This is a genomic window from Burkholderia sp. MSMB0856, from assembly GCF_001524645.2.
Lineage (GTDB): Bacteria > Pseudomonadota > Gammaproteobacteria > Burkholderiales > Burkholderiaceae > Burkholderia > Burkholderia diffusa.
In genome coordinates, this window is record NZ_CP013427.1 from 1,933,052 (window position 1) to 1,945,201 (window position 12,150).

Sequence of the window (12,150 nt, forward strand, 5' to 3'; positions counted from 1 at the left end):
CGGCCCCTTCATCTCCCTCTTACGTCCAGGTACCGACATGATCAACCCGACCAAGCAGCGGAACCTCGCTTCCGCGACGGCCCATCCGGTGGCCAACCGTACGCCGCTGATGCGCGGCGCCGATCATCGCGCGCGCATGCAATCGCTGATGCGCACCGCCGGCATGCTGCCGGTGCTGCTGGTTCTGTGCATCGGCTTCGGATTCCTGACCGACGGCTTCTTCACGCTGCAGAACCTGTCGATCGTCACGCAGCAGGCCTCGATCAACATCGTGCTCGCCGCCGGCATGACCTTCGTGATCCTGACGGGCGGCATCGACCTGTCGGTCGGCTCGGTGCTCGCCGCATCGGCCGTCGCCGCGCTGCTCGCGTCGACCATCCCCGGCTGGGGCTGGCTCGGCGTGCCGATCGCGCTCGCGGTCGGCCTCGTGTTCGGCGCGATCAACGGCGGCCTGATCTCGTTCCTGCGCCTGCCGCCGTTCATCGTCACGCTCGGCGCGATGACGGCCGTGCGCGGGGTCGCCCGCCTGATCGGCAACGACACGACCGTCTTCAACCCGCAACTGCCGTTCGCGTTCATCGGCAACGGCACGATCCTCGGCGTGCCCTGGCTCGTCGTGATCGCGTGCGCGGTGATCGCGCTGTCGTGGTTCATCCTGCGTCGCACGGTGCTCGGGATGCGGATCTATTCGGTCGGCGGCAACCCTGAAGCCGCGCGCCTGTCGGGCATCAACGTGCGGGCGATCCAGCTGTTCGTGTATGCCGCGTCGGGTCTGCTCGCGGGTCTCGGCGCGGTGATGTCGGCCGCGCGGCTCTATGCGGCCAACGGCCTGCAGCTCGGCCAGTCGTACGAACTCGATGCGATCGCCGCGGTGATCCTCGGCGGCACGAGCTTCGTCGGCGGCGTCGGCTCGATCGTCGGCACGCTGATCGGTGCGCTGATCATCGCGGTTCTGACCAACGGTCTCGTGCTGCTCGGCGTGTCCGACATCTGGCAATACATCATCAAGGGGCTCGTGATCATCGGCGCCGTCGCGCTCGATCGCTATCGCCAGCGCGACTCGGCCCGTACCTGACACGCATTCCTCACCATTTAACCATCAGGGCGCAGGCAGGTCCTCCTGCGCCCGTCCGCCAACGGACCTTCCGGAGACACAACGACATGTTCAAGCACAAAGCCGCCCTGACCGCCATCGCCTGCGCGCTCGCCTTCGGCGCCACCGCCGCCCACGCAGCCGACAAGCCGCTGAAATCGATCGGCGTCACGGTCGGGTCGCTCGGCAACCCGTACTTCGTCACGATCGTGAAGGGCGCCGAAGCACGCGCCAAACAGCTCAACCCGAACGCGAAGGTCACCGCGGTTTCCGCCGATTACGACCTGAACAAGCAGTTCACCCAGATCGACAACTTCATCTCCGCGCACGTCGACATGATCCTGCTCAACGCGACCGATCCGAAGGCGATCGAGCCGGCGGTGAAGAAGGCGCAGGCGGCCGGCATCACGGTCGTCGCGGTGGACGTCGCGGCAGCCGGCGCGAACGCGACTGTGCAGACCAACAATGTGAAGGCCGGCGAGCTCGCGTGCGACTACCTCGCGAAGAAGCTCAGCGGCAAGGGCAACGTGATCATCGAGAACGGCCCGCAGGTGTCGGCCGTGATCGATCGCGTGAACGGCTGCAAGGCCGTGCTCGCGAAAAACCCGGGCATCAAGCTGCTGTCGAGCGACCAGGACGGCAAAGGCTCGCGCGAAGGCGGGATGAACGCGATGCAGGGCTACCTGACGCGCTTTCCGAAGCTCGACGGCGTGTTCACGATCAACGACCCGCAGGCGATCGGCAGCGATCTCGCGGCGAAGCAGCTGAATCGCCCGAACATCGTGATCACGTCGGTCGACGGCGCGCCGGACATCGAGGTGGCGCTGAAGTCAAACACGCTCGTGCAGGCGTCGTCGAGCCAGGACCCGTGGGCGATGGCGCAGCAGGCCGTCAACGTCGGCTACGGGATCATGAACGGCCAGAAGCCGGCCAATCCGATGATCCTGATCGAGCCGACGCTCGTCACGCGCGACAACGTGAAGGGCTACAAGGGCTGGAGCAGCCCGCGCTGATCGCGCGACGCGACTCGCGATCCCGGGCGGTGCCGGGCCACGCCGCCGTATCGCCGCGCGCGGCGTCCGGCCCTGCCCGTCCGCTCACCTCAACCGCTGCACCGCCGCGCGACACGCCGCGGCACAAGGTTTTCGACATGACGACGACGTTCCCCCGCCTGATCGTATTCGGCGAAGCGCTGACCGATTTCATCCGCGACGACGCGCAGCACTGGCGCAGCGTCGCCGGCGGCTCGTGCTGGAACGTGGCGCGCGTCGGCGCGCGGCTCGGCGTGCCGACCGCCTTCGCCGGCACGGTCAGCCGCGACATCTTCGGCGACGAACTGATGCGCAGGAGCGCTGATGCCGGGCTCGACCCGCGCTTCATCCGGCAGGTCGATCGTGCGCCGCTGCTCGCGATGGTCGTGTCGAAGCAGCCGCCCGACTATTTCTTCATCGGCGAAAACAGCGCCGACCTCGCGTTCGATCCGGCCGACTTGCCCGACGGCGCGCTCGACGCGGCCGAGATCGTGCACGTCGGCTCGCTCGGCGTCGTGCGCGAGCCGCTTGCGTCGCGCCTGATCGACGTCGTGCAGGCTGCACGCGCCGCCGGCAAACGAATCTCGTTCGATCCGAACTATCGCGCGCCGATGGCCGCGCCGTCGTATCGCGCCACACTGCGCCGGCTGGCAAGTCTCGCCGACTGGATCAAGGTTTCCGACGAGGATCTGCGCGGCCTGTTCCCCGAACGCGACGAAGCCGCCGCGCTCGCGCAATTGCGCGCGTGGGCACCCGATGCGAGCGTGCTCGTCACGCGCGGCGCGGCCGGGATGCAGCTCCTGCATCGCGATTCCGCGCTGTTCCAGCCGGCGTTCGCGACCGAGGTCGCCGATACCGTCGGCTGCGGCGACGCCAGCATCGGTGGCTGGCTCGCCAGCCAGCTCACGCACCCCGGCGCATCGGCCGCCGATCATCTGCGCTACGCGGCAGCCTGCGCGGCGGTCGCCTGTGCGCATGCGGGCGCGTATGCGCCGACGGCTGCCGAGGTGGCAGAGGTGATGGCCAATCCCGCGACCGCCGAAGCGGCCGACGCCGCGCTATCGCACTAGGCAGCACCGGAACGCGCCGACGGCGCGTTCGCCTCGCAGCGTCACGCACCGCCCTGCGCGCCCTTCCCGCCATTACCGCGCGCCTGCAGCAATTGCAGGCTCTCGTCGACACTCAGTTCGGACATCGCGTCGTCGCGCAGCGTCTCATCTGCCGCGCGGCGCAGCGCATGCAGCGCGTGCTCCTTGAGCCGCACGATCGCGAACTGCAGCCCACGGGCCGCGCATTCGGCCGCGAACGTACGCAACGACTCGATCGTCGTGCCGTCCACGTCCGGCGTTTCCTCGAGACTCAGCAGCACGGTACGCGTATCGGGCGCGGCCTTCATCAGCGCACGCACGCGATTGAGCATCCGGTCCGCGTTCGCGAAGAACAGCTGCGCCTCGGGCCGCACGATCAGCACGCCGGGCACCGGCTTCGCATCGGCATGATTCGCGACGTCGACGAAGTCGTGCCCGTCGCGCAACCGGCCGAGCACGCTCACGTTCGGCTCCGACAACTTACGCAGCGTCAGCAGCAGGCTCACGCCGATGGCCGCGAGCAGGCCGTGCAGCACGCCGAGCACGAGCACCGCGAGCAACGCGGCGATCACGACGAGCCGGTCGCGATGCCAGACCCAGTACGGCCGGAACACCGTCGGATGCAGCGAGTGGCTGACCGCAAAGATCACGATCGCCGCGAGCACGGGCTCCGGCGTGCGCGCAAGCTGCGGCAGCAGCAGCCACACGATCAGCGCGACCACGCCGGCCGCCCACAAGCCCGCGAAACGCGACCGTGCACCGGCCGCCTCGTTCGCGGACGTCGCCGAATAGCCGGCGCCGACCGGCATCCCGTGCAGGAGCCCGGACACGAGGTTCGCGCAGCCGAGCGCGACGAGGTCGCGGTTCGGCGACACGCTGTCGCCATGCTTCAGCGCGAAGTTGCGAATCGATCCGTACGACTCCGCATACAGGATCAGCATCAGCGCGAAAGCAAGTTCGACCGTCTGCATCCATGCATTGCGGTCGAGATGCGGCAGGCCGAATTCGATGTGCCGGAAATCGATGTGCCCGACGATCGCGATCCCGTAGTGCTGCCAGTCGACCAGATACCCGGCCGCGATCGACAGCACGATCACGACCAGTGTCGCGGGCACGCGCGAGCGCCGGCCGAGCACGAACAGCAACGCGAGCGCGGTGGCGCCGAGCGCGACGCTCGCGAGGTTCGCATGCGGCGCGCCGGTGACGAGCTCGAGCGCGACATGCGGCGCGTCGCTGTGCTGCACGGAGATCGCGAGAATCTTCGGCAACTGCTTGATGACGATCGTCAGCGCCAGGCCGAACGTGAAACCGCGCAGGACCGGACGCGCGACGAAATCCGACATGCCGCCCAGTCGCGCGGCGCCCGCCAGGATGAACAGCACGCCGGTCATCGCGACGAGCGCGGCCGCCAGCGCGAGCTGCGCGGCAAGCGCCATCCCGGACTCGGCCAGCACGGTCGCGGCGAGCACGGCCGCCGACGACGATGTCGACGACACGATCGCAAAGCGACTGCTGCCAGTCAGCGCATAGACGACAAGCCCCGACAGCAGCGCGATGAGACCGGCCTGCGGCGGCAGGTTGGCGAGACCCGCGTACGCGACCGCCTCGGGAATCAGCAGCCCGGCGATCGATACGCCGGCCAGCGCATCGAGGCCGATGCGCCGCATGGGCGGCGACGTTGCCGCATCGAGTGCAGCGAAATGCTCGGGATGCTGCGGGCCGGCATCCGGACGGGGCGGGACGTTCGTCATGAAGTGGCAGGCACCAGGAGCGTATCAGGGCTTGACGGCAATGACGCCCGACCAGCCGGGCAGATAGCGCGCGTCCTGCTCGTGCGCATGGCGCAGCGAGAGGTCGAGCGCCTTCGAGAAGTTCTTGCGGATCTGGTCGAGCGTCACGTGCTGGCGCAGGTAGTCGGCCCACAGGAATTCGCTGAACGGCGTCGCATCCTTCGCGTAGCCGCCGGCCGTGCGCAGCTCGCCCGCAAGGCTCCGGTACGGATCGTCCTCGAGCCCCGTCAGCGCCTTCGGCAGACGCGCGTAGTCGCGACGCGAACCGTCCGCGCCGAACGGATGCACCCACTGGTTGTGTTCCATCATCCGCCAGAAGATCGTGTCGTCGAGCCAGGACAGATCCTTCAGCAGCATCGCGTTCACACGCGTCTCCCCTTCCTCGATCAGCGCGAGGCCGAGGTGGTGATGATCGGTGATGTAGTGCAGCCCGCCCGGACCGAGGACGGCCGGAAACCAGTGCGACTCGATCGCGGCTTTGCGCGCGCGCTTATCGAGCGTCTTCCAGTGCTTGCGCTTCGCTTTCACTTCGCGATAGCCGACCGTCATTTGCGTCGGACGCAGTGCGTCGAGCTGGACGGGAATGAGATGAACGTCGTTGCCGAGTGCCATGGTCGTACCCCATGTTACGAATTTCCGGCAACGATACTCCTGATCTGACGAGCCGTTAATACGTCACGGCCTCGATGTGCATGTGCTTGACCATCTCTGACAACCGGACGCAACACTATGTACGCAGGTCGTCGCGCTCAAGACGGTGGCGCACGTAAGGAATCCCGTCGTGAACGACGCTCACGCGGCGCATCCCGAGCTTGCGTGCGACATTCAGCGAACCCGTGTTCGCCTCGGCGATATCGGCGATCACGCGCGGCAGCCGCACGGTGTCGAACGCATGACGCACGACGGCCGCGGCAGCCTCGCATGCGATGCCGCGCCCCCACGCGGCACGCACGAGCCGCCAGCCGATCTCGACGTCGCGCGCGCCGCCCGCATAGTCGGGAATCAGCAGGATCCATCCGACGAACGCATCGGGCGCGGCCTTCTCGAAGATCGACCAGTAGCCGAGGCCCGGCGGATACGCGCGCGTGATCCGATGCGTGACGAAGCGGCGATGTTCGTCCGGGTCGTGCCACGGGCCCGCGATGTAGCGCGTGACCTCGGGATCGCGATCCATCTCGATGCTCGCGTCGAGATCGGCCAGCACGCGCGGGCGCAGCCACAGCCGCCCGGTCTCCAGGACGGGCAACGCGGCAACGGATGGTTCGGTCATCGGGACTCCTGATTCGGTGGCGATGCGCGTCGCGCACATTACATGACTGATACAAAAAGCCTTCCGGAATGATACAGATGCCTGTCGCCTGTCTCGCGCACGCTCATTTCCGTTTTCTCAACGATCCATTTCATAGGGATTATTCCCGATTCGCGGTTATCGCACCCCGCATCGTACGGCGGTGCGGCCTACACTCGATCCATGCCCCCGCACCGCGCGCAAGCCGGGCCGGCATCCGCCAGCGGATCGAGAGCGCGCAAGCCTACGAGGAGACCTCGGACATGAGCTGGACCCGCGAACAACGCAACGTCACGATCGCCGCCTACCTGGGCTGGACACTCGACGCGTTCGATTTTTTCCTGATGGTCTTCGTGCTGAAGGACATCGCCGCCGAATTCGCGTCGACGATCCCCGCGGTCGCGTTTGCGCTGACGCTCACGCTTGCGATGCGCCCGATCGGCGCGCTGATCTTCGGCCGGCTCGCCGACCGCTTCGGCCGCCGTCCGACGCTGATGGTCAACATCGCGTGCTATTCGCTGCTCGAACTCGCGTCGGGCTTCGCGCCGAGCCTCGCCGCGCTGCTGGCGCTGCGCGCGCTGTTCGGCATCGCGATGGGCGGTGAATGGGGCGTCGGCTCCGCGCTGACGATGGAAACCGTGCCGACCCACGCGCGCGGCTTCGTGTCGGGCTTGCTGCAGGCCGGCTATCCGAGCGGCTACCTGCTCGCGTCCGTCGTGTTCGGCCTGTTCTACCAGTACATCGGCTGGCGCGGCATGTTCATGGTCGGCGTGCTGCCCGCGCTGCTCGTGCTGTATGTGCGCACGCACGTGCCCGAATCGCCGGCCTGGAAGCAGATGGAAAAGCGTCCGCGGCCGAGTCTCGCGGCCACGATCCAGCAGAACTGGAAACTCACGATCTACGCGATCGTGCTGATGACCGCGTTCAACTTCTTCTCGCACGGCACGCAGGACCTCTACCCCACCTTCCTGCGCGAACAGCATCACTTCGATCCGCATACCGTGTCGTGGATCACGATCGTGCTGAACATCGGCGCGATCGTCGGCGGCCTGTCGTTCGGCGCGATCTCGGAGAAGATCGGCCGCCGTCGCGCGATCTTCGTCGCCGCGCTGATCGCGCTGCCGGTGCTGCCGCTGTGGGCGTTCTCGAGCGGCCCGGTCGCGCTCGCCGCCGGCGCGTTCCTGATGCAGATCTCCGTACAGGGTGCGTGGGGCGTGATCCCCGTCCACCTGAACGAGATCTCGCCCGACGAGATTCGCGCGACGTTCCCCGGCGTCGTCTACCAGCTCGGCAACCTGCTCGCGTCCGGCAACGCGACGATGCAGGCGTCGCTCGCGGTTTCCCAGGGCAACAACTACGGTTTCGCGCTGGCGCTCGTGGCCGGCACCGTGGCCGTCGCGATCGCCGTGCTGATCCTGTTCAGCCGCGAACGGCGCGGCATCGACATGACGCAATCGGTCAATACGCGTAGCACCGTCGGCTGAGCCTGCGCATTGCCGCATCGCACCATCGCGCGCGCCCCATCCCGCCGGGGCCGCGCGACAGACTTTCCGCATTCGCACATCGAACTAGAGGAATTTGTCCAGATTCCGCGCTTGCCCGCGCCGCCCGCGTTTTTTTATCTTAATAAAAACGGCTGTTTGAATCAGATAATCAAATCACCTGTTCGCGGCCGGGCGACCGGCATTGGGAGGCGGGACATGGCAGTCAGTCAGGAGGGGCGACCGTCGGCGGGACGGCCGTCCGGGACGCGGTCATCCGGAAATCGGCAGACCGGCGGGACGAAGGCGCGCATTCTCGATGCGGCCGAGGACCTGTTCATCGAACATGGCTTCGAAGCGATGTCGATGCGGCAGATCACGTCGCGCGCGGCGGTGAACCTCGCCGCGGTCAACTACCACTTCGGCAGCAAGGAAGCGTTGATCCACGCGATGCTGTCGCGTCGGCTCGATCAGCTCAACCAGGAACGTCTCGGCATCCTCGACCGCTTCGATGCGCAGCTCGGTGCACACATCACCTGCGAGCACGTGCTCGGCGCGATGTTCATTCCCGCGCTGAAGGCGTCGCGCGACCCCGAGCGCGGCGGCCCCGCGTTCCTGCGGCTGATCGGCCGCGCGTATACCGACCCGTCGCCGTTCGTGCGCAACTTCCTGACCGCGCACTACGCGAGCGTCGCGGGCCGCTTCTTCGACGCATTCCAGCGCGCGCTGCCGCACCTGCCGCGCACGGAGCTCGGCTGGCGGCTGCACTTCGCGATCGGCGCGCTGTCCGGCGCGCTGGCCGGGGCCGAAACCGAAAGCCTCATCGACGAATTCTCGCAAGGCCGCACGATGAACGACGTGCAGATGATCGCGCGGTTGTCCTCGCTGATCGTCGCCGCGCTGAAGGCGCCGATGCCCGACAGCGCGCAGCTGTCGATCTTCGCGGCCGTGCTCGACGATGCGGGTGCGAGCGAGGCGTTCGGGCTGCCGTCGAGCGCGCCGGCCGCCGATCCGGCGACGGTGCATTCGGCGAGCTGATCGCACGAGGCCGCGCAGGCGGCGATTCACGATTTTGGCGGCCCGGGCCGGCGTTGACACGCTGGCCCGGGCCGAACGAATGTCATGCGGCGGGAGCCAAGTCTGGCTTGCGCTCGTCGACGAAAAAGCATGGGGCGAGAATTAGCGCTGAAGCGTCAACTCTTGTCGACCGCGAAGCATGGGACGAGCGTAAGCGCTGAAGCGCTAACTCTTGTCGACCGCAAAGCATGGGACGAGCGTAAGCGCTGAAGCGCTAACGCTCGTCGACACCGGAGACATGTCATGTCCTCATCCGCAGCAACCGCAGCGGCCCAGCTCCCGCCGAACACCGACGGCATCTGGTACGCCTCGTATCCGCCCGGCGTGCCGCATGAAATCGACGTCACGCAATACGCATCGCTCGTGCAATTCTTCGACGAATGCACGACGCGCTTCGCCGAGCGCGTCGCCTACGTGAGCGCAGGCGCATCGATGACCTATCGCACGCTCGCGCAAAAAGTCGATGCGTTCGCGTCGTATCTGCAAAGCACCGGCGTGAAACCGGGCGACCGCGTCGCCATCATGCTGCCGAATACGTTCCAGTACCCGGTCGCGCTGTTCGGAACGCTGAAGGCCGGCGCGATCGTCGTCAACGTCAACCCGCTCTATACCGCGCGCGAACTCGCGCACCAGCTGAAGGACAGCGGCGCGCAGACGATCGTCGTATTCGAGAACTTCGCGCGCACGCTGCAGGACGCGTTGCCGGAAACGCAGGTGAAGAACATCGTCGTCACCGCGCTCGGCGACCTGCTCGCCGACGGCTTCAATGCAAAAGGACGCCTGATCAATTTCGTGCTGAAGCATGTGAAGAAGCTCGTGCCGGCCTACAGCCTGCCGCAGGCGATCCGGCTGCGCGCCGCCCTCGCGCTCGGCGCACGCGGCAAACCGCAACCGGTGCAGACGACACGCGACGATCTCGCGTTCCTGCAATACACGGGCGGCACGACCGGCGTCGCGAAAGGCGCGATGCTCACGCACGGCAACCTGATCGCGAACCTGCTGCAGGCCAAGGCGTGGATCGCCGACCAGGTCTCGGGCGACGTCGAGACCGTGTTGACGCCGCTGCCGCTTTATCACATCTATTCGCTGACGGTGAACGCGTTCATCTTCATGGGGCTCGGCGGGCGCAACATCCTGATCGCGAATCCGCGCGACATGAACATGGTGATGAAGATCATCCGCAACGAGACATTCACCGGAATCACCGGGATCAACACGCTGTACAACGCGTTCCTCGACAACGAGGAATTCCGCAAGCGCGACTTCTCGAAGCTCAAGCTCGCGATGGCGGGCGGCATGGCGATGCAGCGCGCGGTCGCGGAGCGCTTTCAGGAGGTCACGGGGCGGCCGGTCGTCGAAGGCTACGGGCTCACCGAATGCTCGCCGATCGTCACGATGAATCCGGTGGATCTGACCGACATGGCCGCGTTCAGCGGCTCGATCGGCCTGCCCGCCCCGTCGACGCTCGTGCGCTTCCGGCGCGAGGACGGCACCTGGGCCGCCGTCGGCGAGCCGGGCGAGCTGTGCGTGCACGGTCCGCAGGTGATGCGCGGCTACTGGCAGCGGCCCGACGAGACCGCGAAGGTGATCGACGCCGACGGCTGGCTCGGCACCGGCGACATCGGCGTGATGGACGAGCGCGGCTTCATCCGCCTGATCGACCGCAAGAAGGACATGATCCTCGTCTCGGGCTTCAACGTGTATCCGAACGAGATCGAGGAAGTGCTGGTCATGCATCCGGGCATCAGCGAAGCCGCCGCGATCGGCATCCCGGACGAAGTCCAGGGCGAACGGATCAAGGTCTTCGTCGTGCGCCGCGACCCGACGTTGACGGTCGACGACGTGCTCGCGCATTGCCGCAAGAACCTGACCGGCTACAAGATGCCGAAGTTCGTCGAATTCCGCGACGCGCTGCCGCAGACGAACGTCGGCAAGATCCTGCGCCGCGCGCTGCGCGACGAGGAACTCGCCAAGCTCAAGGCCGCGAAGCAAGGCTGAACGATCCATCGCCCCGGGAGACGCTGTCGATGAACGAAGGAACGAAGCGCCGCACGCGGCACGCCGCCGCGGCCGTCGCGTGCATGCTGTCGCTCGCGCAAGCCGGCCTGCATGCGCAGGAAACCGCCGCCGCCGCGAGCGCGGCCCAGGAGGCCGCACTGCCGGCGGACCTGGCGAAGGTCACGCGTGAGCCGGTCGCGCAGCAGGCGCGCTGGCTGCGCACGGCCGCACAGCGCGGCGCGCTCGCACAACTTGACGACGCGACGCTCACGGCGCTGTTCAAGACCCTCGATCCGCTCGCCGTCCCGCTCTATATCCGCAACGGTCCCAATGGCTATCCGTCGTACCAGTTCACGATGGTGCGCCAGGAGCGCATCAGCGGGAAATGGTCCGACACGCCCGACCGCATGCTCGTGAAGACGACCCGCGAACCGTTGCGGGTGTACGCGAAATGGCTGCCGGGCGGCGCGCATGCCGGACAGGAGACGATCTACGACACGACCCAGCGCAAGGACGAGATGTACGGCCATCTCGGCGGCCTGCTCGGCAAGATTCCGCTGTGGACGGCGCTCGACGGCGCACTCGCACGCGCGCAGTCGAATCACCAGGTGAAGGATCTCGGCACCGAGTTCATCACGAACCTGTACCTGACCGAAGGAAAGAAATACCAGGAAGCCGGCGTGCAGCGGCCGACGCAAGTGGAAGCGAAGACGATCGGCGGCGTGCGCGTCGTCGCACTCACCTACGAGACGCCGACCGGCCGCCCGCAGTTCTACGCGAAGAAGGAAACCCTCGGGCTCGACCTGCACGCGCCGTACTTCAGGACCGTCGAATCGTATGACAACGACGGCAAGATCTTCGAACGGATCGTCATCGAGAAAATCGCGCCGGTGACGCTCGACGAATCCGCGTTCGACCCGAAGAATCCGGATTACGCGTTCTGAACGTCACCGGCGCCGCGCAGGTCGCGCTCAATCGTCGTCATCGTCGTGATGCTTGCGCCAATGCTTGTAATAGTGCTTGCGCCATTTCCGGTAACCGTCGTCGTCCTCTTCGCCGTAGTAGCCGTATCCGTAACCCGGATAGGCGACCACCGCCGGCTGCGGCGCCACATAGACCGGTGCCGGCTCGACATAGACCGGCGCGACCGGCACGCCGATGCCCACCGACAAGTCGACGTGTCCCGCCATTGCACTGCCGGAAGCGAGCAACGCCACACTCCCGATCCACACCGCCAATCCCCTCTTGTTCATGTTCCCCTTCCCGGATCCGCCGGCCAGCCCGGCACGCGCGTCGAATGTAAT

The 12,150-nt window shown here is 66.8% G+C and carries 11 protein-coding genes; 7 read left to right on the forward strand and 4 right to left on the reverse strand.

The genetic code is table 11. From position 1 onward, the window contains the following. Positions 1-37: 37 nt before the first annotated feature. The 3 genes from WS87_RS10270 (at position 38) to WS87_RS10280 (ending at position 3,194) form a co-directional block, all read left to right on the forward strand. Positions 38-1,075, forward strand: a complete 1,038-nt coding sequence (locus tag WS87_RS10270; RefSeq protein ID WP_059532942.1) for an ABC transporter permease subunit — start codon at positions 38-40, stop codon at positions 1,073-1,075. Between the two features lie 86 nt (positions 1,076-1,161). Next, positions 1,162-2,106 (forward strand): ABC transporter substrate-binding protein, encoded by a 945-nt coding sequence (locus WS87_RS10275; protein ID WP_059818101.1) that lies wholly within the window; start codon positions 1,162-1,164, stop codon positions 2,104-2,106. A 137-nt stretch (positions 2,107-2,243) separates the two neighbouring features. Continuing rightward, positions 2,244-3,194: a carbohydrate kinase family protein gene (locus WS87_RS10280; protein ID WP_059818100.1), complete on the forward strand. Its 951-nt coding sequence runs from the start codon at positions 2,244-2,246 to the stop codon at positions 3,192-3,194. Positions 3,195-3,235: 41 nt separating this feature from the next. On the opposite strand, the gene WS87_RS10285 is transcribed toward WS87_RS10280, so the two are convergent. The 3 genes from WS87_RS10285 to WS87_RS10295 all read right to left on the reverse strand — a co-directional run bounded on the left by WS87_RS10285 (position 3,236) and on the right by WS87_RS10295 (position 6,272). Beyond that, a complete protein-coding gene (locus WS87_RS10285; RefSeq protein ID WP_059818098.1) occupies positions 3,236-4,963 on the reverse strand; it encodes a SulP family inorganic anion transporter in 1,728 nt (575 codons plus the stop codon). A 24-nt stretch (positions 4,964-4,987) separates the two neighbouring features. Next, a complete protein-coding gene (locus tag WS87_RS10290) occupies positions 4,988-5,614 on the reverse strand; it encodes a ParB-like protein (RefSeq protein ID WP_059818096.1) in 627 nt (208 codons plus the stop codon). A gap of 115 nt (positions 5,615-5,729) precedes the next feature. Continuing rightward, positions 5,730-6,272 carry a GNAT family N-acetyltransferase gene (locus WS87_RS10295; protein ID WP_059818282.1) on the reverse strand — a complete coding sequence of 181 codons (543 nt, stop codon included), beginning with the start codon at positions 6,270-6,272 and terminating at the stop codon, positions 5,730-5,732. A 281-nt stretch (positions 6,273-6,553) separates the two neighbouring features. Between WS87_RS10295 and WS87_RS10300 the strand changes: the two genes are divergently transcribed. The 4 genes from WS87_RS10300 (at position 6,554) to WS87_RS10315 (ending at position 11,790) form a co-directional block, all read left to right on the forward strand. Further along, positions 6,554-7,774, forward strand: coding sequence for an MFS transporter (locus tag WS87_RS10300; RefSeq protein WP_059818094.1), 1,221 nt, complete (start codon positions 6,554-6,556; stop codon positions 7,772-7,774). A gap of 216 nt (positions 7,775-7,990) precedes the next feature. Continuing rightward, positions 7,991-8,809 carry a TetR/AcrR family transcriptional regulator gene (locus tag WS87_RS10305; protein WP_059532963.1) on the forward strand — a complete coding sequence of 273 codons (819 nt, stop codon included), beginning with the start codon at positions 7,991-7,993 and terminating at the stop codon, positions 8,807-8,809. 282 nt (positions 8,810-9,091) lie between these two features. Next, a complete protein-coding gene (locus WS87_RS10310; RefSeq protein ID WP_059691796.1) occupies positions 9,092-10,846 on the forward strand; it encodes an AMP-binding protein in 1,755 nt (584 codons plus the stop codon). 29 nt (positions 10,847-10,875) lie between these two features. Further along, on the forward strand, positions 10,876-11,790 hold the full coding sequence (locus tag WS87_RS10315) for a DUF1571 domain-containing protein (protein ID WP_059818093.1): 915 nt from the start codon (positions 10,876-10,878) through the stop codon (positions 11,788-11,790). Between the two features lie 27 nt (positions 11,791-11,817). Here the strand turns inward: WS87_RS10315 and WS87_RS10320 are convergent, their stop codons facing one another. After that, positions 11,818-12,099 carry a PXPV repeat protein gene (locus WS87_RS10320; protein ID WP_059533118.1) on the reverse strand — a complete coding sequence of 94 codons (282 nt, stop codon included), beginning with the start codon at positions 12,097-12,099 and terminating at the stop codon, positions 11,818-11,820. Between the last annotated feature and the right edge of the window lie 51 nt (positions 12,100-12,150).